Consider the following 19,871-nt stretch of genomic DNA (forward strand, 5'->3'; position numbering starts at 1 on the left):
CCCACAGGCATCGCATGTCCGACAAACCCTACCGTATTTTGATTTCGCGTTTGTCCGCGATTGGTGACTGCATCGCAACCCTGCCGATGGCCGCGGCGATCAAGGCGGCGATGCCCAACGCAACGATCACGTGGGCGGTTTCCTGCGCGGCCCGGCAACTCCTTGAGATCTGCCCCGACGTCGATCGCGTGATCTCCGTTCCCAAACGCTATCTCCGCACTCCCAGCGATCTGATGGCGATGCGTCGACAGCTTCGCCAGCAACCGTTCGACTGTGTGCTCGATCCACAAAGCCTTACCAAAAGCGCCGCCTTGGGATGGATGAGCAATGCGCCGCTGCGGATCGGATTTGCCAAACCGCGAGGCCGTGAACTAGCCCCATGGATGAACACGGTCTCCGTCGACAGCGATCCCGATCTTCACGTGATCGACGCCCAAGCCGAACTGCTGCGACCGCTGGACATCGTGCCGGGCAAGCCGCAGTTCAACCTGAACATTCCCGACGACGTCAGCCGTTGGGCCAAACAGCATGTGACGGAAACCGTCGGCGATCCCAACCCCGTGATTATGAATCCCGGAGCCGGTTGGGACAGCAAGATGTGGCCGGCGGAGCGGTTTGGGCAGGTCGCGGCGTGGCTTCGCAACGAACACAAAATCCCGACCCTGATCGTATGGGCGGGCCAACGCGAACGCGAATTGGCCGAACAGATTCGCCAGGTTTCCGATGGCGCCGCGGTCTTGGCAGCCGACACGTCGCTGGTCCAGTTGGCCGCGGTCTTGAAACATACGAAGCTGTTTCTCAGCAGCGACACCGGCCCGATGCATCTTGCCGTCGCCGTCGGCACCCGCTGCGTCACGCTACACGGACCGACGCGGCCGGAGTTGTCGGGCCCTTATGGCCCCGAACATCTTTCGATCCAAAAGGCTCGCTTCGACGGTACCAGTCGGCAGCGGCGCTCGGCCGACAACTGGTCGATGCGTGCGATCGAAGTCGTCGACGTTTGCGCCGGTTTGACACAAATGCTCAGCCGCTCATCGCGAGTGGCCGCATAAAGCCTGCCGCCGTCGGTCACAATGCGTTGAAACCTCCCGTCTACTAGGTTCCCGTCCGCCCCATCGGACGTTACGCTGATCGTGGGCCGCACGCTGCGCGTCTACGGGCTCACCGATCATCGATCGTGTCATTTCTCCTATAGGCTTACATCATGAATTGGAAAAATATCGAAGGCCTCGACGGCGTGGAATCTCCGGGGCTGCTTGTCGATTCCGAAAAGATCCAACAGAACATCGATCGGATGATCGAAATCGTCGGCGGTGCAGAGCACATCGACCGTCTGTTTCCGCATGTCAAAACGCACAAGATGCCCGAAGTCACGCGGATGCAGGTCGACGCGGGGATCACGAAATTCAAAGCGGCCACCTTGTCCGAAGCTCAAATGGCCGCCGGTGCCGGTGCCAGCGAGGTCCTGATCGCTCATCAATTGGTCGGCCCCAAGCTCGATCGCTTGGCTACTTTGATCGAAGACTTCCCCAACACAAAGTTCGCCGTCCTCACCGACGACCCGCAAGCTGCCGACGCGATCAATGAAAAGTGTGGTGACGCCGATGCTCCCTTGGATGTCTATATCGATATCGATTGTGGCATGCATCGCACCGGGATCCCGTTGGGCGCTCGAAGCGATGCATTGCGAGCGCACATCGATTCGCTGTCGGGACTGAATTTTGCTGGCCTGCACGTTTACGACGGCCATCTGCACGATCCCGATCTGCAACAGCGGACCGACAAAGTCAAAGAGATCCTCGGCAAAGTCGCCTTGCACGAGAAGGAACATCCGTCGCCGCGGATCATCGTCGGTGGATCGCCGACGTTTGGCATCTGGGCTGCGGAAACTTCCTGGCATCTCAGCCCCGGGACCACGCTGTTGTGGGATTTTGGGTACGGAGACGCCCACCCCGATCTTCCGATGAACATCGCCGCCGCGTTGATCTCCCGCGTGATCAGCAAACCGGGGGAAGGGAAGGTCTGCATCGATCTGGGCCACAAATCGATCGCCGCAGAGATGCAGTTGGAAAAACGATTCCAGTTCCCCGACCTTCCCGATGCTCAACCGATCGGCCAAAGCGAGGAACACCTGGTCCTGCAAACGCCAGCTGCCGCTTCGATGCAAGTCGGCGATATCGTGATCGCCATCCCTCGGCATATCTGCCCGACAGTCGCTTTGCATTCGCATGCGACCGTGGTCAGCGGAGGCCGAGTGACGGGCGAGCGGTGGCAAGTGACCGCTCGCGATCGGTAAACCTTCGACGAGGCTGACCAGTGAAAAAGCAAACGCGTCCGGTCGAGGTGACGATCCCCGCCTGTGGCGTGTTTGTTTTGGAAAGTCATCACGCCGCCGACTTCCAAATGGAACCGTCGCGCCACCCCTTCACGGAGATCTTCCATGTGATGCAGGGATCTGGAAAGATCCAGATCGATCACTGCCACGTCGGGTGCCAGGCGGACGATACGATCGTGATCCCACCGGGATGCGAACATACGATCATCGATGCTCCCGAGTTCCCACTTTCGCTCTACGGGATCTGCATCGCCACGGAACTCTATGCCTGGCAAGGCATCTCGCCCGACTGGTGTAAAGCGGGCGTACGACCGATCAACAAGCTCGCGTTGCCCGGAATCCGCGATGCCCTGCGACGAATGCTTTATGAGCAATCGATCCCTCGGCAAGGGAGCGACCTAACGATCGTGGGTCTAACGATGCAGTTGCTAGGCACATTGGCAGGCAACAACGCAAAGGCACCACCACCGCGCCAGCCACCCACACCACTTGCAGGGGCCGCCGAAGCGGTGGCGCACTATATCGAACAATTACATGGCCGTTTCTTTGAAGCAACCGATCTCGATTCGGCTGCAGCGCAGCTAGGAATCAGCCGCCGTCGGTTCACGCAATTGTTTCGACAATCGACAGGTCAAACCTGGTTGCAATTCCTAACCGACCGTCGGGTGGAGCACGCATGTCACCTACTGAAGCAAACCGATCGAACCATTGTCTCGATTGCCTTTGAGTGTGGCTTTGAAGACTTGTCGAGCTTCTACCGCGCGTTCAAGCGACGGTTACATGTCGCGCCTAACAAGTGGCGCAACCGGTAACGCTGCACACTTAGCAGGCACCGGTTGCAAACGACGTATGCACATCCAACGTCGTCGCGTGTGGCCTTCGATAACGTGTCAATTAAATTCGCATTGCCGTCGCCTAATGCGCAACGCTCTCTGCTGATTTGAAAGCTGCAGTACCGCGAGACTGGCACAAAGATTGCTATGTCAACGAAGTACAAAATTTCGTCCGTTGAGCACGGCATCGTTCCAACTTCTCGCCAGGCATTTGTGCTCGTCGTCCTGGAAACCGGATCGCGTCAAAACGCGGTTGCCTGAAAGAAGATTCGTGCGGAACGTAATTTTGGTTCGTTGAGACGTGCGGCTGGACCATTTGCATACACGTTCGTGTATCCCCGCCCGGTACGTCAAAAAGGATTTATATATTCTATTTTCACGGAGTCTTCGTAGAGATGAGATCGCAATCAAAGAAGTCCGCATTCACCTTGGTAGAACTCTTGGTGGTCATCGCCATTATCGGCATCCTCGTTGGGCTGTTGCTGCCCGCGGTACAGGCCGCTCGAGAAGCAGCACGCCGCATGCAGTGCAGTAACAACCTGAAACAACTCGGTCTGGCACTGCACAACTACCACGACACATTCAAGACTTTCCCACCCGCATTGTTGGGATCGGGACGCTATAACAACGCCAGCTACCACGCGGCGCACGGCGGGATCAAAAACACGACAGGCTGGGCATTGCTGTTGCCTTTCTTTGAGCAATCGGCACTCGCAGACCAGTACGATTACAACGTCTGTTCCAGCAGTTCCAGCCCCTACGGCGGCGTTGTCGCTGGGGACGATACGATCAACGATGGACTCTACAACACGCCGCTCGATGCGTTGGTCTGCCCCTCGGATCCAAGCTCCGGTTTGGTCGTTAGCACTTCGGCTGGTAGCACCAGCATGTATTCGCGACGCAATGCGATTCGCACCAGCTATCTGTTTTCCGTTGGAAGCACGACCGACTACAGCGGCCCCTGGAACACCTATTCCGGCGACATCCGCCAAGGCGTCTTTGGGAACGATGGGGCTGCAAACTTTGCCGCCATGACCGACGGCACATCGACGACGATCGCAATCGGTGAAGCGACCGGCGGCGCGTTTAAAACCTCGGCCGATTATGGCCCTTGGGGCATGACCGGCACACATACCTGCTGCCACGGGTATCTCCCCGGCGGCAGCACGACCGTGGTTTCTGAAACCTATGCCGCTGCGTACCGACAAAACTACAGCATCAACGGTGCCTACAACAACGATGCGTTGGGTCGCACGTATGCGTGGGTCTTCAGTAGCAAGCATCCCGGCGGAGCCAACTTTGTCTTTGCCGACGGGTCGGTCCATCTGCTAACCGAAACGATGAACTATCTGACCCTGCAACAACTGGGCTACATCCACGATGGCCTGCCCGTTCCGTCGGACTATTAAACCCAATACCGTTCAACGAAGGAGCCTCGGACCGTCGAAGGAACTAGCGGCGGGATGTAGTGGACGAGGTTACGAGTCCCAGCGAATTTGGTCTGATGCAAAAGGACTCGTTACCTCGTCCACTACGCTTCGTTGAACGGTATTGCTATTAAACCGATCGAGACTTCAACGTCTGATTTTGTGGGGGCCAGCCGGCAACGTCGACTGGCCCCACCTCGGGCAGCACTATCGAAAAAGGAAATCTATCCATGCGTTACAACGTTATTATGATGCTCGTCGCGGCCGCCTGTGCCGGTTGTGGTTCTCCGTCGACAGGTCCCTCGACGGTCAGCGTGCAGGGGACAGTGACTCTCGATGGCAAGCCAGTCGAGGGGGCCGACGTCTATTTCATCAGTGGCCAATTCAGCAGCTCGGCAAAGACCGACGCCGCCGGAGTCTATGACCTGGTCGGCGGGGCGATTCCCGGCCCCAACACCGTCTACATCAGCAAGCTGTCGATTCCCGCGGGAGCGATGGCGGGTATCGATGGAGCAATCGACGAGGGGCAGATGATGGCGATGGCGGGCGATCCGGCGCTCGCCCGATCAAAGTCGGGTCCCAAACAGCTGCTGCCGCCGCGTTACAGCGATCCCGGCAAGACGGAGCTAAAAGTATCGGTCCCTGATGCGGGGGGCGAAGCCATCGACTTTGGCTTGGAATCGAAATAAGAATCGCCTCGTTTCCTTACGATTCCGACGATTCTGCCGCCGCGAAACGCTAACGGCTCGCTTTTTCCTTGATTTCTCGTTTCGCAACGCCCCGCAGGCTGGCTACAATGAAGGCATTCGTCTACGCGATCTCCGGTCGCGCTTGCGGGGTAAAAGGTTCGGCTGTGCGCGATCCTTCCCCGTCTGCGTTCGATCGCTTTTCTGCTCCCGAAGCTTCGTCCACTCCCCGATGCTCGAACCTTCTTCGAGGCTCTCCATGAACTTTTCGTACCGAAAACCGGCGCTGCCATGCCTGGCCTTTCTGTTGCTCACCTCGTTTGCAACGGCAGCCGATCCGTCCGTTTTGTCGCCACATGAAGCGACCCATCTCGGGCTCGAACAGGCTTGGGGTAAAACGCTGCAAGCGGGCTCGGGGTTCGGTCGACTGGTCGATATCACCTTGCATGTCGACGAAACCCGTTCGCGGAAATACATCGATATCTTCGATGGCGATCAACTTGTATGGCGAACACCGACAGACCGTTTGGATCCAGTGCGCGGTCGCCCGATGGGAGAAGAGGCGGTCCGCAAAGCCGCCGAGCGTGAGTTGATATTTCTCAAGGCACGTGGAATCAAGGGTGAGATCCGCGAAAAAGTGGTCCCACAAATTTGGCTCTACGCACTTGGTACCGATGGAACCGTTCAAGCACTCGACGCCGAAACCGGGGAAACAATCTGGGTCGAGCGAGCCGGAGATCCACGACAACCAAAGTTCTCGCTGGGCGTAGACGATGACTACGTCAGCTTTCTCTGCGGTGCCACGCTCATCCAACTGAACGCCGTCACCGGTGGCCTGGTTAACACCGAACCTTGCAAAACGGTTCCGATGGGCGGTGCGACCATCGTCGGCCAATACGTGATGAATCCCTCGACCACAGGTATCGAAGGGCATTTCCTGGAAGACATCACCGAGCCCCCTTATCTGTCGATGACTTCGGGGCATGCGATCGCCAAACCGCGGCGGTTCCCGAAAGCGGACATGCTCGTCTGGCCCACCAGCAACGAACTGGTCTATTGCATGGAGGTCACCGCAACACCATCGGAAATGTTCCAAATTCAAACCACTGGCAACGTCAACGGACGCGTCGAAACAGTTGGCGAAGACCGGATCTACTTCAGCACCGCCGGTGGCCATGTCCACGGATTTAAGGTCACCCGAATCGCGACGCCACTTTGGCAATACAGCACCGGCGAACCGATGGTCGGCGACGTAATCGCTTTGGACAAAAATGTCTACGCTACAAGTTCCTATGGAAATCTCTATGCCTTCGACGCCGCCAGCGGCCAACTGGCGTGGAAGAACCCCGCGTCGCGCGTCGAAGAAGTGCTCGGTTCGATCGGCGACGCTTTAATCGTGCGTGATTCGTCGAACCATTTGACGGTCATCAACGCCCTAAACGGCTCCAGAGCGGCGACAGCATTGCAAAGCACGTTGCACCGTACGATCGTCAACCGTGGAACCGATCGCATCTATCTGGTCAGCGACACCGGGTTTGTCCAATGCCTACGGCCGATCGGACGCGAACTGCCCGACGTCAAACTCGCGATCGAATTTAAGACCGAAACCGAAAGCAGCGAACCGAGCAAACCGGCCGCGCCGAAGCCCAGCAACGACAACCCGTTTGGCGCCCCTGCCCCGGGCGGTGCCGATCCCTTTGGTGCTCCGGCTGGCGGTGGCGATCCATTTGGAGCCCCCGCGGGAGGTGCCGATCCATTCGGTGCACCGGCTGGCGGTGCCGATCCGTTTGGAGCACCAGCTGGCGGTGGAGCGATGGACAACGCCGATCCGTTTGGTGCAGCCAACCCCTTCTAACACGACGCTGCAGATCGACTGCGGGGAATTGTGTCCCGCAGCGTACCCGGTTTGCATCGCGTCCCGTTTTCACGCGACGCGATGCTCGCTAACGCCGGTCGTCGTATAACTTGGGATTGTTCCGATGACGATCGTGATCGCGAACCGTCTTCTTGACAAGATTCCGTTCGAAGGCGTCGCTCAGGTCGATCCCCATTTGGTTTGCCAAACAGATGGTGACAAACAGGATATCGGCCAGCTCATCCCCGGCATCCCCCGGGCTCTCGCCCGGTTTCGCCACTTGATCGCCAAATTGACGCGAGAGGATTCGAGCCAGTTCGCCCACTTCTTCGGTCAGCTGGGCGAGGTTGGTCAGTTCGCTAAAGTAGCGAACTCCCAACGTTTGAATCCAATCGTCCACCAACTTCTGTGCATCGGCAATCGTGATTTCAGCCATCGTTGACCGTCGGTCCTTTACTTAGCAACATTCGTTAGCAGATGGGTTCCGCTTTTCCCGGCAACCGCGATGTCGTTGCGACCATCCTGGTTGAAGTCGGCGACAACGATTTGCAATCCGGTTCCAACCTGCCCTTCATCGATCGTGTGTCGCTGGAACTTAGCTTGTTTAGGATCGACGGTATAGTAGTACATGCATGGCACTTCTTGCCCTCCAGGATCATTGCCGTTGTGGGCGTAGTAGCGTTTCCCGGTGATCAATTCGGGCTTCCCGTCCCCGGTCAGATCGGCCCACGCCAAGGAGTGCGGTTGGCTGAATTCGCGATCGATTAAGTGCTCTTTAAATTCGATCTCGCCATCGGCGTCGACGCCGGTGTTCTGCCACCACAACAATCCGTAATCGTGCCCTTTGCCGAAGATGATGTCGTTGCGACCATCCTCGTCGACATCGACGATCAACATTGGCAGGCTCGCGTGCAAGTCCCATACCTTGTGGAACTTCCACTCGCCCGACCAAGGATTCTCGGCTGGCTGTTCATACCAACCCTGGCCGACCAGGATATCGGTCTTGCCATCGCCGTTGAGATCCCCAACGCCGACACCGTGTCCATTTCCCGACTTGCCTATCATGGTTGGCACCAGCGAAAACGCGGCTTCCGATTTTTGATCCTTCTTGTCAGCCTGTTCCCCCGCCGCTTCCGATTTGGGTTTCAGCAGACCGACGTACATCGGAACATCTTTGGCCCAACTGTTGGCGATCCATTCGGGGCGACCATCGCCGTCGAGATCCTCGAACAAAACCCCTTCATTTCGCGATTGCCCGGTATCGACCAACAGATGTTTGTTCCACATCTTCCCAAGTTTCAGGCTCGGGTTGCCAGGATTCTCGAACCAGAAGACCTCAGTGGGAATGAACGATCCGGCGACCACATCGGGGCGACCATCTTGGTTGACGTCAAAGACATAGTCGCCGTTGCTCTGCACATAACCGTTCCAATCCTCGATCATCCGCAGCGGTCGCGGCGTCCACTCGGGATTCTTGTACCAGAAACGCCCGGCGACAAGATCCAACTTGCCATCGCCGTCGACGTCGGCTGCGGCGATCCCTTCATTCGCATCGACGGCCAATTGCCGCACCTGGAACGATGCGGGAGACTCGGCCATCGCCGACAAGGGCACTGTCGCCACCACCGATCCGATGGAGGCAAAAAAGGCGATCATCCGGCTTGTAATTTTCATGGGGGTAAAACCTAAGGGTGTGAGGAAGATCATAAGGTGGGAGCTGCGGTTGCCCGGCTGACGCAAGTATAACAAACGCCGTCGCGAACGGTTCAGCAAACAATTCTCACGATTTCGCCGCCGCAATTGTTTTTGGCCTGCAGAACCCGCAGCATCGGACTATTGTTGAAATACAGCGGGGCAAGTGTCGAAAAGCTAGGCCTTGTCCTGATTTTCCGCGATTCCAAGACGGTGACCGGTCGATCGATTACTTGGAAGGAGACGCTCCGACGTGGAAACATCCTCCTTCCTGTCGAGCCTTCGAGGCACTCGTGTACTGAGGGACATTTTGATCGAAAAACTTTATCTGGAAGATCTCTGCAAAGGGGATCATTGGGTCAGCCCCAGTCAAACGATCACGCGCGAGCATGTGCTCCGTTTTGCCGACCTGACCGGCGACCACGATCCACTGCACGTCGACGACGAATTTGCCAGCAAGTCGGCCTTTCGCCAACCGATCGCCCACGGTCTGCTGGGGCTTTCGATCATGGCGGGGCTCTCGTCGAAACATCCCTCGGTCCATACGATCGCCTTTACCGAACTCGACGACTGGCAATTCAAGCATCCCATCTTCTTTGGCGACACGGTCCACGTGGAGACCGAAATCGTGGCGATTCAGCCTTACGGACGTCGCGCCGGCAAGGTGACTTGGTTCCGCCAGCTGGTCAATCAGAACGGACAAGTCGTCCAACAGGGGAGCCTCGACACGATCGTCGCCGCTCGCCAACCTCGCAAATCGAAACGCACCGATCGAACGACGACCAAGATTCAGGAATCGGTCTGATCCCACGGGCGACGAATCGCATCGATCGCGCTCACCGTCGCAGCCCGTTTTACCGGCACGGATGCGACCACTGGAATGTTGGTAATCTCGGCAAACTTGGTCTATCGTAGAACGGATAGATCTCGCGTCGCGGAACCCGCAGCCTCCAGAAACCGCCCCCATGTTTTCATTGCCGATCCGTCCGACGACCTCCCGCCAACTGGCGCGGATCGATCGCCAATTGCGAACTCTTTCGAGCGTTTCGGATCGACAGCTCCGCGAGCAAGCGGCGACGCTGCGGTATCGTGCCGCTGCGGGTGAATCGCTGCACCGCCTGTTGCCCGAGGCATACGCTCTGGTCGTCGAAGCGGCTGACCGCACCCTGGGCATTCGCCACTACGACGTGCAGTTGCTGGGCGGAATTCATCTGGCCAACCGCTGCGTTATCGAGATGGAGACCGGGCAGGGGAAGACGTTGACTGCAACGCTGCCCCTGTTTCTGCATGCGTTGCGAGGGCAAGGCGTTCACTTGGCAACCAGCAACGATTATCTAGCCCAACGCGACGCCGACACGATGCGTCCCCTGTTCTCGATGTTAGGACTCACCTGTGGCGTAGTGGTCGATGGCATGGACGACTCGCAGCGGCGGCACAGCTATCGATGCGACATCACCTACGCCACCGCTGCCGAATTGGGATTCGACTTCCTCCGCGATCGGTTGAAACGCCGCGCCGCAGCAGGAGCCTCCACGGCAGACCAATCGGAACTGCAGCCGGTCGGTCGCGAGCTCGATTTCCTGCTAGCCGATGAAGCCGACGCGCTGATGATCGACGAAGCAAATACGCCGATGATCATTGGGGCGCCGGCGCGGATCAGCGATCAGAAACAGGCTCTCTACCAATGGGCGGCACAAACGGCTCCCGACGCGATCGAAAAACAACACTATCGATACAACCTCCGCGAGCGTTCGGTGGAACTATTGCCCGCCGGCCGGCAATGGGCGCGACAGCAATTGAGTGCGGGCTTGATGGACGGAAACAGCATCTTGGATCTGTTCGAAAAGCTGGAGCGGGCGATCACCGTCGATCGCGATTTCCATCGCGACCAGCACTACATTGTCCGCGACGGTGAGATCGTGCTGATCAATGAAGCGACGGGGCGACTGGGCGAAGGGCGACAATGGCAGGACGGAATCCAGCAAGCGATTCAAGCTGTCGAGCGGTTGCCGATCACCGCTCCAACAACCCACGCGGCGAAGCTGACGGTGCAGGGGCTGTTCCTTTCCTACCGGCACCTAGCGGGGATGACAGGCACGGCGGTCGCTGCGGCATCGGAACTGAGGAAGGTCTACAAAACGAACGTCGTGCGAATCCCGCCCCTTCACAAATCGCGGCGGCAAGCGTTATCGACCCGCTACTTCGCCGACGATACCGAAAAGTATCAAGCGATCGTCGACGAGATCATCGCCATCGGGCATGCGGGGCGGCCGGTGTTGATTGGGACGCGGAGTGTCGAAAATTCGCAGCGTCTGAGCAAGCTGTTGCGCGACGCTAACGTACCGCATCAAGTGCTCAACGCTCACCAGCACGCATCGGAAGCAAAAATCATCGCCCTCGCCGGCCGCGCGGGCCAAGTCACGGTGGCGACCAGCATGGCGGGCCGGGGAACCGACATCTGCCTGGACGACGATGTCGTCGATCGCGGCGGGCTGCACGTGATCCTTTCCGAGCTGCACGATTCGCCCCGCCAAGACCAACAGTTATGGGGACGCTGTGGTCGGCAGGGACAACCGGGAACCTACCGGCAATTCTTATCCTTGGACGATGCGATCTTGGACCAAGCCTATGGTGACCAGGCCGCTGCCGGTTATCGCACACATCGCCGCGGCAACCAAGCCGCATTGTTGTCGACAGCCCAACAGACGCTGGAACAACGGCGACGGCAAAACCGTCTGACGGCCCTCTACCATGAAAAACGTCGGCTCCGCGCGGTCTGGGAAATGGGTCGCGATCCGCTGTTGGATGTCATGTAACGCCAGACAAAATTAAGCATCATGTACGCCACCGGCAGCCCCACCAATCCGATTCCACTGCGCATGCGAGACGACCTCCGCGTGGTCGAGCACGTCTACCGTGGGGAAGCGACGTTTGTGATCGGCGACATGTTGGCGCTCCAGTACTTCCGACTCAACCCGCAGGAATACGCCCTGCTGGCCGCGTTAAATGGACAGAACAGCGCCAGTGATATCAAGGAACAATTCGAAGCGAAGTTCGCGTCCCACCGGATCAGCTATCAAGAACTGCAAGCCTACCTGATCGACTTTCACAAAAAGGGCCTACTAGCCGGCGCGGTCTCCGATTCCGGAAGACATCTGCACCGGCTGGGACGAACCCGCAAGATCAAGCAACGGTTCAGCGAATCGAAAAACGTCTTGGCCTTCCGTTGGCGAGGGATCAATCCCGACCGAGCGTTTCAAACCGCAACGGCCCTCTTCGGCTGGTTCTTCAGCAAACCGATGGTGATCCTCAACGCCGCGTTGATGCTTTTTGCAGTCGCCTGGCTCGCGGCGCACGCCGATGAATTTGCCGCTCGCCTGCCCAGCATGCAGGCCTTCTTCTCGGGCAAGAACTGGCTGATGTTAGGCCTTGTGCTGGCCGGAATGAAAGTGCTGCACGAATTTGGCCATGGGATCGTGCTGACGAAATACGGCGGCCGCTGCCACGAACTGGGCGTGATGCTGTTGGTTTTCATGCCCACGCTCTACGTCAACACCTCCGATTCTTGGCGGATCAGCGACAAGTGGAAGCGAGCCGCGATCGCGGCAGCGGGCGTCTATGTCGAACTCTTTCTGGCGGCGCTCGCAACGTTTGGTTGGTGGCACAGCCGCCCCGGTGGATTTCAATACGTCTGTCTGAACGTGATGTTCCTAGGATCGGTCAGCGCATTTTTGTTTAACGGCAATCCGCTGTTGAAGTTCGATGGCTATTACCTGTTGTGCGATCTGATCGAGATCCCCAACTTACAGAAGCGTTCGCAAACACTTGTTCGCAATCTGTTCCTACGGCATGCGATGGGTGTTCGCGAAGGAGACGAAGATCTGCTGCCGACGCGAACCAAAATCTGGTTGGCCGGATATCTCGTCGCGTCGACGCTCTATCGTCTGTTCCTGATCTACGTGATCGCATTTCTGATCGTCCGTTTGTTCCAGCCCGCGGGCTTGCAGGAGTTCGCCAAAATGTTCAGCTTCCTTCTGATCGGCCTGATGTTCGTGGTCCCCATCTTCGCCCTGGCCCGATACTTTTGGGTTCCCGGTCGCGTTCACAAGGTGCACCCCACGCGTGCCATCATCACCACCGTTCTGTTTGCCGCGGCGGCTGGGTTTGTTGTCGCAGTCCCGTTGCCCGACCATATCGTTTGCGATTTTGTCGTCCAACCGCGCGACTCGCAAACCGTCTATGTCCAGCATGACGCGGTGCTGCACGAGATCCACGTCGAGCCAAAACAACAGGTCCAGCGAGGAGACAAGATCGCGACGATGCGGAACCTGGACATCGAACTGGAGATCGCGGAACTCTCCGGTCGACTGATCGAATTGGACAGCGAGCAACGGATGCTGCGGTTGGCTCGCTATCAGTCCCCCAGCGGCGCCGACGAATTGAGCAACATCCGCCAACAACGACTGACGATCGAACAACGGCTTGCCCAACTGCGGCAGATCCAAAAGCAAATGGTTTTACGTGCCCCGCAATCGGGAACGGTGCTCCCGATGTGGTTGGATCAAATGCCGCACGCCGATCCCGATACGCTCGACCGATGGGACGGTTGGACACTGCATTCCGAAAACGTGGGTACCTCGTATTCGCGGGGCCAGCCGATTTGCAAGATCGGCGACCTGGGGACTCCCGACGCGCGGTTGACGATCGATCAAAGCGACATCGAATTTGTAGAGCGTGGCCAACCGGTTCAACTGCTGTTGGATTCCCAGTCGGGTCGCGCACTGACCAGCCGCATCGAATCGATCTCCGAATCGGATACCGACCAGATTCGCGCCAACGTCACCCGAGAGTTCGGCGGCGCAGTGGAGACCAAGCAGGAGCAAGCGGCTTGGAACGGGGAGATCGAAGATCCGCAAAACGTCCGCGTCGCGGGAGCCGTCTATCAAGCAATCGCCCGGCTTCCGGAGACCGACCAGCCGCTGGAGGATGGGCTGCGTGGGACCGCTCGTATTGCTATCGGCAAGCGAACTCTGGCCGGCCGGCTGCAGCGGTTCGTCCAAAAAACATTCCGGATCGATCTCTAATTTTCTGAAGCTCTGCGGCCCCGATCGCTGGGAGGTGCGGAATTTGTTGCAAATCCGTTTCTCAATCGCCACCGATCGCAGCGAGGTCGGCTGCCGAGAACGATCTTGACCAATTTGCCGTGCTTGGCATATCGTCAGTATAGCGAGGGGTCTGGGACGACCCCGCTCAAAAATATATGCAAGCCAAGGAAGGCAAATGCCATGGCCGATGAACCAAATGTGCCACTGCTGGATGTAGGACGAGGGAATGCCCCATTGCGTCAAGAGATGCTGGCGGCAATCGGAGACGTGATCGATAGCGGACGTTTTCTCTACGGCCCCGACGTCTCGGCACTCGAAAACGAGATCGCTACGCTCAGTCAAGCAGATCACGCGATTGGATGTGCATCGGGAAGCGATGCGCTGTTGTTGGCTCTGATGGCTCTTGAGATCGGCCCCGGCGACGAAGTCATCGTTCCTAGCTTCACCTTCTTCGCAAGCGTCAGCTGCATCGAACGACTGGGAGCGACTCCAGTCTTCGTCGACATTTGCCCCGACACCTTTAATATCGATCACACAGCGATCGAAGCGGCGATTACTCCCGCAACACGTGCCATCATTCCGGTCCATCTGTTTGGCCAATGTGCGGCGATCGATAAGATCTGCCAAATCGGCGAAAAGCACGGCATTGCGATCATCGAAGACGCAGCTCAAGCGATCGCGTCGGCTTACCACAGCCGACCCGCTGGCAGCTGGGGACGGATCGGTTGCTTCAGCTTCTACCCAACCAAGAACCTTGGCGGCATGGGCGATGGCGGCATGATGACCACCAACGACCCGCAAATCGCCGATCGTCTGCGATTGTTGTCGGCGCATGGCATGCGACCTCGCTACCACCATCGCGCTCTGGGGATCAACAGCCGCCTGGACACTTTCCAAGCCGCTGTGTTGCGAATCAAGCTGAAGCACTTGCCCGAAGCGACGGCCAGTCGTCAAAAGAACGCGACGCGTTACCGCGACATGTTGCAAGCCGCCGACCTGCACAAACAGTTCACGCTACCGACACTCGATCCCAACGCGTATCACGTTTGGAATCAGTATTCGATCCGCGTTCCCGATGGTCAACGCGACGCGCTTCGCGAGCATTTGGCCAGCCACGGCGTTGGATCGGAAATCTATTACCCCGTGCCGATGCACCAACAGGAATGTTTCGCTCACGTCGCGGTCGAACCGGGCTCGCTGCCCGAGACCGAACGAGCGGCGGCGGAGATCTTGAATCTGCCGATCTTCCCGGAGCTGGAAGAATCCGAACAGGAACGCGTCGTCAGCGTCTTGCGTGGGTTCTACGAAGGCCGCCAAAAAGCGGCTGCGTAACGTTTTCCTTATCCAATCGCCGCGTGGCCTCCGCCGCCACTCGGCGATCGAAGCTTGGCGTGCCAGCGACGATTAAGACCGCAACAACGACAGATCGGTCGTTGTCGTCGTTTGAAGTCGCGCGTCGACCTCCGCTTTCGCGCTCCGCTGCGTCGCTGGCTTTTTAACCGCCAAGTTGTATTTCCCCAGCGGAACGCTGAAGGCCTAGCTTCCATCGTCGGCAGTCTCGATCTTCGCCACCGGCTTTCCCTTGGCATCGGTCAGCGAGACAGTTAAACCGGGCTGGGCGATCGATCCTTCGAGAACACACCCCGCGATTCGACCGATCGGCTGAATCACTTGTACCGGCAACGCGACAACGCACTCATCCGTTCGCCCCGCTTCGGTCAGAATCGTCAGCTCCAGCTGTTCGGGAACCGGCAAAGCTTTGGGCCAGTCGAGCTGCCGTTTTTGGGACAGCCAAACTCTTGGTTCCCAACGATGCTATTCTAGGAAGAACGCTCCTGATCGCGGCAAGCATTATGCGGATGTCCCCCTCGGACTCCCCGTTGGGTTACTTTCTGGAGGGCCTACTGGAGAAACGGCGTCGCTTCGCGTACGCTATCAACAACCTTGTCGCCCCCCTAATGGTGCAAGTCCGCGTGGCGGCATCGCGGTGCTCGGGCGACGTCCTCTATAGCCAAGGCAATCCTCGAAGCTTGCCATCCCAGTTTGCGATCAACCTGGTTCATGACGAACAAACTTCCAGCACCGGCGCCCGATGACGGAGGAGATTTCCTGCTCTACCAGACCGATGACGGCTCCACCCGGATCGAGGTCCGGATGGCTGACGAAAACGTCTGGCTGTCCCAGAAAGACATGGCCGAGCTGTTTCGGACGACGCCACAAAACATAACCCAACACCTGGCAACGATTTACGAAGAGGGTGAACTGACCGAAGCGGCAACTTGTAAGGAATACTTACAAGTTCGATCCGAGGGCAAACGACAGGTACAACGGTCGCTCAAACACTACAATCTCGACGCCATCATCTCGGTCGGCTATCGCGTCCGCTCCCGTCGGGGGACGCAGTTTCGGATCTGGGCCACGCAGGCGAGACCTGAACTTTACCGAAAAAATCCAAAGTTAAGAAGCAGGAATTGCGTATGTCGACACTACATAGACAAGATCAGCGTGGAGCTCTTTGGCGAAGATGGGATCTTCACTTTCACACGCCAGCATCATTTGATTACGCAGACGGCAGCGTTACAAACACTGAAATTGTCGACGGCCTGCGTGCTGCCGGAGTAGCTGTCGTCGCCATCACGGACCATCACACAATTGATGTGGATCGTTTTGAAGAACTGCGACGAATTGCCGGGGATGATATAACGTTTTTTCCAGGCATCGAACTTCGCTGTGAACTCGGTGGAAAAGAGTCAATTCACTACATCGGAATTTTTCCAGAAACAGCAAACGTGCGAGACCTGTGGTCGAGCTTACAAGGCAAGCTCGACATAACACCTTCGCAAGTCACGTCAAAGACGAACGAAGGAGTCTGGGTACCATACGAAAAGGGATGTACGGCCATCCGAGATCTTGGCGGTCTCGTTTCCATCCATGCCGGGAAGAAGTCGAACTCCTTTGAGAACATAAAGAACAATCCGCCCTTCAAGCAGCAGGTCAAAACGGACATTCTTCGTGAGTGCGTAGACATACTGGAAGTTCAGAGCGATGGAGATTGCACAGGATATCGTGACATTGTATTTCCATCGGTTCGTTTCCGACGACCGATTGTCGTTGGTTCCGACAATCACGACATTCGGAACTACTCAACTAAATGCTCTTGTTGGATCAGAGGGGACGCGACATTCGAGGCCTTAAAGCACGTATGTTGTGAGCCGGACGACCGTGTATATCTCGGGGAGATTCCTCCACTGCTTGAGCGGGTTGCCAGCAATCGTACGAGATACATTCGTTCGGTCGAAGTTCGGAAGGTTGCCAATGCAAAACTCTCGGAAACATGGTTCGATTGTGAAATACCGCTGAACCACGGGCTAGTTGCAGTTATCGGTAATAAGGGCGGCGGCAAGAGTGCCTTCGCAGACATTATTGGCCTTCTTGGTGACTCCGACGCAGGGGATGACTTCTCGTTTTTGAATGCTGACAAATTCTGTAAGGCGAACAACAACAAGGCGAGATCATTCACTGGAACGATGACCTGGGAAAGCGGTGGCGCATCCAAGCGGTTGTTGTCCGAGCGCATCACGGCCGAAGTGGAGTCAGTCAAGTACCTCCCTCAAGAGTACATCGAGGGTGTATGCAACGAACTCCAGGAGCACGACGGAGGCCGTTTTTCTGAGGAATTGGCTTCAGTTATCTTCTCGCACGTCGAACATAGTGATCGGCTCAAATGCAACACGTTTGACGAATTGTTGCAGTACAAAACCGCTGAGAAATTAAAAGCAGTTGCAGTGCGAAGGGAATCGCTCAACACCTTGATTACTTCGTTAGTGGCTCAAGAACGACTTTCCTCTCCCTCACACATTCAGACTATCAATGAACAGATTGCCAGCAAGAAGCGAGTATTGGATGCTCATAATGCTGCCAAGCCAGCGGAAGTTCCGAAGCCGGTTGAGGATGAAGCAGCACGCGCCAAGACAGAGAATGCCGAGAAAACAATTGCGGAGCTGACAGCAAAAGCCGACGAGCTTCAAAAGAATTTGGAGACGGCGAATCAACTGTTGACTCAGGCCAACAGGCGAATCGCCGCAGCCGATCGATTGACGACCCGCCTCACCTCATTCGAGGCTGAAGTATCGATGCTGAAGGAACAGTCGGGCAAGGACTGTGCTGATCTTGGACTTTCGATCGACGACATCGTCAATATAACTGTTAATAAGACCCGAATAACAGAAGCCAAAGCCCTAGCGACCGAGCAATCTCAGACTCAATCGAAAATCGTTGCACCAGAACCAGAAAATAGCCTTGCACGGCAGATCGCTTCCATTGAACAGCAAATGGCCGAGATTCGCAATGCATTGGCTGGCCCTTCAAAGAAGTACCATCAGTACCTCATTGAACTCAAGAACTGGCAAACTCGGCGGGACGCGATCGTCGGTTCAGAAGATAAGGACGACACGCTCATCTTCTATGAGAAGCAACGCGAGGACTGCGACGCCGCTGCCAAAGGTGTACCGTCTATATTGGATCAAGTCATCACGAAAGCCATTGAAGTCTACCACGATATAGACGCATTAGCTGCCGTGTACAGCGATCTCTACGCGCCCGTGCAGCGTTTCATTGAGAAACACCCTCTGGCCAAAACTCAGTTTCATATGTCGTTCGAAACTAAAATCGTGGAGCAACGATTCGCTGTAGACTTCCTGTCCCACATCGCACAGAATCGCAAGGGATCTTTTAATGGCTCGATCGAAGGGAGCGAGCGAATCACCGGTTTGCTCCGAGAAACCGATTTTAATACAGCAGAGAGTGCCGCCGAGTTTCTGCGTAAAGTGTGGCACGCACTACATAACGATCTTCGAAATGCACCACCCCAACAGAGCCATGTGACGGATCAACTTGCGAAGGGATCGACGGCTCAACAGTTGTACGAACATTTGTTTGGCTTTGAATACTTGCGTCCATTCTTCACGCTTCGCTGGGCGGGGAAAGACGTTTCACAGCTCTCACCCGGGGAGCGAGGCACTCTCTTACTAGTCTTCTACTTGCTCATCGATAGAGCAGACATTCCGTTGATTATCGATCAGCCTGAAGAGAATCTCGACAATCAAACAGTTTTCAACGTACTGGTGCCGAGTATCAAGGAGGCTAGATCGAGACGGCAGATCATAATTGTTACTCACAACCCAAATCTAGCGGTTGTATGCGACGCCGATCAAATCATTTGTGCCTCGATTGATAAAGAAGACGGCAATACGGTTACGTATGTCGGGGGCGCTATCGAGAACCCCGGCATTAACAATCGAATTCTTGATATTCTCGAAGGAACCCGACCTGCCTTTGACAACAGAGACTCGAAGTACCATCCGAAGTAGGAACCGATTCCATCGACATGCCGACATCGCACGCGATATTTTTCAAGATCGAGTGTTTTGTATTTAGCACGCCGCTCTATAGAGTCCTGGTACGTCACATAACATCCTTGACGGCACCTCAAATCTGAATTCGTTCAGTCTCATCCAACTTGCCCGAGTTGTTTGAGCGGTTGTAGGGCTTTGTAGTTTTGCATGAAACGTGGGCGGACATTTAAGCGTTTTCCCGAGAGTGCCTCCTGCCTTAAAAACGATTTTGGGGACAGCCAAACTTTGAGGTGACGCAGGCATTACCTTTTTTGGTGGGGCACCGATTTGGGGACAGGCAAATTTGTGCTCCGCGTGCGGTCGATGCGGATCGCGGATCGCTGTCCGCCATCGTCGTAGCGGCATACCATCCAGGGTGCTGCGACCCTTGCGGGGTCGAGAAATCGCCTGACGCACCCTACCGGTGGTATCGCTTCCGCTCAACCACCGGCTAATCGCTGCCACGCCTTAGGGCGTGGAATGACTGTCACAGCCCCCTCCATTTTTCCATTGCACTGCGCTGCGTTGAGATCTCTCCAACTGCC

General features: G+C 56.7%; 14 protein-coding genes and 1 pseudogene. 12 read left to right on the forward strand and 3 right to left on the reverse strand.

Annotated elements, in window-relative coordinates:
• The first annotated feature begins 14 nt into the window (after positions 1-14).
• The 6 genes from EC9_RS18035 to EC9_RS18060 all read left to right on the forward strand — a co-directional run bounded on the left by EC9_RS18035 (position 15) and on the right by EC9_RS18060 (position 7,136).
• Positions 15-1,052 (forward strand): glycosyltransferase family 9 protein, encoded by a 1,038-nt coding sequence (locus tag EC9_RS18035; protein WP_145347379.1) that lies wholly within the window; start codon positions 15-17, stop codon positions 1,050-1,052.
• Between the two features lie 152 nt (positions 1,053-1,204).
• Positions 1,205-2,296 (forward strand): D-TA family PLP-dependent enzyme, encoded by a 1,092-nt coding sequence (locus EC9_RS18040; RefSeq protein ID WP_145347381.1) that lies wholly within the window; start codon positions 1,205-1,207, stop codon positions 2,294-2,296.
• A 20-nt stretch (positions 2,297-2,316) separates the two neighbouring features.
• Entirely contained in the window at positions 2,317-3,147 is an 831-nt protein-coding gene (locus tag EC9_RS18045; protein WP_145347383.1) for a helix-turn-helix domain-containing protein, read from the forward strand.
• Positions 3,148-3,563: 416 nt separating this feature from the next.
• A complete protein-coding gene (locus EC9_RS18050; protein WP_145349229.1) occupies positions 3,564-4,577 on the forward strand; it encodes a DUF1559 domain-containing protein in 1,014 nt (337 codons plus the stop codon).
• 248 nt (positions 4,578-4,825) lie between these two features.
• Positions 4,826-5,284 (forward strand): carboxypeptidase-like regulatory domain-containing protein, encoded by a 459-nt coding sequence (locus tag EC9_RS18055; RefSeq protein ID WP_145347385.1) that lies wholly within the window; start codon positions 4,826-4,828, stop codon positions 5,282-5,284.
• Positions 5,285-5,540: 256 nt separating this feature from the next.
• Positions 5,541-7,136, forward strand: a complete 1,596-nt coding sequence (locus tag EC9_RS18060; protein ID WP_218934242.1) for an outer membrane protein assembly factor BamB family protein — start codon at positions 5,541-5,543, stop codon at positions 7,134-7,136.
• An 88-nt stretch (positions 7,137-7,224) separates the two neighbouring features.
• Here EC9_RS18060 and EC9_RS18065 read toward each other — a convergent pair whose 3' ends face one another.
• Positions 7,225-7,572 carry a nucleotide pyrophosphohydrolase gene (locus EC9_RS18065; protein ID WP_218934243.1) on the reverse strand — a complete coding sequence of 116 codons (348 nt, stop codon included), beginning with the start codon at positions 7,570-7,572 and terminating at the stop codon, positions 7,225-7,227.
• 17 nt (positions 7,573-7,589) lie between these two features.
• Positions 7,590-8,792, reverse strand: a complete 1,203-nt coding sequence (locus EC9_RS18070; RefSeq protein WP_391556732.1) for an FG-GAP repeat domain-containing protein — start codon at positions 8,790-8,792, stop codon at positions 7,590-7,592.
• A 346-nt stretch (positions 8,793-9,138) separates the two neighbouring features.
• Here EC9_RS18070 and EC9_RS18075 point away from each other — a divergent pair, with 346 nt between their 5' ends.
• The 4 genes from EC9_RS18075 (at position 9,139) to EC9_RS18090 (ending at position 15,265) form a co-directional block, all read left to right on the forward strand.
• Positions 9,139-9,633: a MaoC family dehydratase gene (locus EC9_RS18075; protein ID WP_218934244.1), complete on the forward strand. Its 495-nt coding sequence runs from the start codon at positions 9,139-9,141 to the stop codon at positions 9,631-9,633.
• A 160-nt stretch (positions 9,634-9,793) separates the two neighbouring features.
• Entirely contained in the window at positions 9,794-11,644 is a 1,851-nt protein-coding gene (locus EC9_RS18080; protein WP_145347389.1) for a preprotein translocase subunit SecA, read from the forward strand.
• A gap of 21 nt (positions 11,645-11,665) precedes the next feature.
• Positions 11,666-13,912, forward strand: a complete 2,247-nt coding sequence (locus EC9_RS18085) for an HlyD family efflux transporter periplasmic adaptor subunit (protein WP_145347391.1) — start codon at positions 11,666-11,668, stop codon at positions 13,910-13,912.
• Positions 13,913-14,113: 201 nt separating this feature from the next.
• Positions 14,114-15,265 (forward strand): DegT/DnrJ/EryC1/StrS family aminotransferase, encoded by a 1,152-nt coding sequence (locus EC9_RS18090; RefSeq protein WP_145347393.1) that lies wholly within the window; start codon positions 14,114-14,116, stop codon positions 15,263-15,265.
• Positions 15,266-15,469: 204 nt separating this feature from the next.
• Here EC9_RS18090 and EC9_RS18095 read toward each other — a convergent pair whose 3' ends face one another.
• Positions 15,470-15,688 carry a hypothetical protein gene (locus EC9_RS18095; RefSeq protein ID WP_145347395.1) on the reverse strand — a complete coding sequence of 73 codons (219 nt, stop codon included), beginning with the start codon at positions 15,686-15,688 and terminating at the stop codon, positions 15,470-15,472.
• 435 nt (positions 15,689-16,123) lie between these two features.
• Here EC9_RS18095 and rhuM point away from each other — a divergent pair.
• Positions 16,124-16,360, forward strand: a pseudogene (gene rhuM, locus EC9_RS27370) (RhuM family protein); the annotation flags it as partial.
• A 50-nt stretch (positions 16,361-16,410) separates the two neighbouring features.
• Positions 16,411-19,302: a TrlF family AAA-like ATPase gene (locus tag EC9_RS18105; protein WP_391556706.1), complete on the forward strand. Its 2,892-nt coding sequence runs from the start codon at positions 16,411-16,413 to the stop codon at positions 19,300-19,302.
• The last annotated feature ends 569 nt before the right edge of the window (positions 19,303-19,871 follow it).

This window comes from Rosistilla ulvae, assembly GCF_007741475.1.
GTDB lineage: Bacteria > Planctomycetota > Planctomycetia > Pirellulales > Pirellulaceae > Rosistilla > Rosistilla ulvae.

What these genes read in the sequence shown, in the direction of transcription:
- EC9_RS18035 (WP_145347379.1), top strand. Translation starts at nt 15, where the DNA reads ATGTCCGACAAACCCTACCGTATTTTGATTTCGCGTTTGTCCGCGATT.
- EC9_RS18040 (WP_145347381.1), top strand. Translation starts at nt 1,205, where the DNA reads ATGAATTGGAAAAATATCGAAGGCCTCGACGGCGTGGAATCTCCGGGG.
- EC9_RS18050 (WP_145349229.1), top strand. Translation starts at nt 3,564, where the DNA reads ATGAGATCGCAATCAAAGAAGTCCGCATTCACCTTGGTAGAACTCTTG.
- EC9_RS18055 (WP_145347385.1), top strand. Translation starts at nt 4,826, where the DNA reads ATGCGTTACAACGTTATTATGATGCTCGTCGCGGCCGCCTGTGCCGGT.
- EC9_RS18060 (WP_218934242.1), top strand. Translation starts at nt 5,541, where the DNA reads ATGAACTTTTCGTACCGAAAACCGGCGCTGCCATGCCTGGCCTTTCTG.
- EC9_RS18065 (WP_218934243.1), bottom strand. Translation starts at nt 7,572, where the DNA reads ATGGCTGAAATCACGATTGCCGATGCACAGAAGTTGGTGGACGATTGG.
- EC9_RS18070 (WP_391556732.1), bottom strand. Translation starts at nt 8,792, where the DNA reads ATGATCGCCTTTTTTGCCTCCATCGGATCGGTGGTGGCGACAGTGCCC.
- EC9_RS18080 (WP_145347389.1), top strand. Translation starts at nt 9,794, where the DNA reads ATGTTTTCATTGCCGATCCGTCCGACGACCTCCCGCCAACTGGCGCGG.
- EC9_RS18085 (WP_145347391.1), top strand. Translation starts at nt 11,666, where the DNA reads ATGTACGCCACCGGCAGCCCCACCAATCCGATTCCACTGCGCATGCGA.
- EC9_RS18090 (WP_145347393.1), top strand. Translation starts at nt 14,114, where the DNA reads ATGGCCGATGAACCAAATGTGCCACTGCTGGATGTAGGACGAGGGAAT.
- EC9_RS18105 (WP_391556706.1), top strand. Translation starts at nt 16,411, where the DNA reads ATGTCGACACTACATAGACAAGATCAGCGTGGAGCTCTTTGGCGAAGA.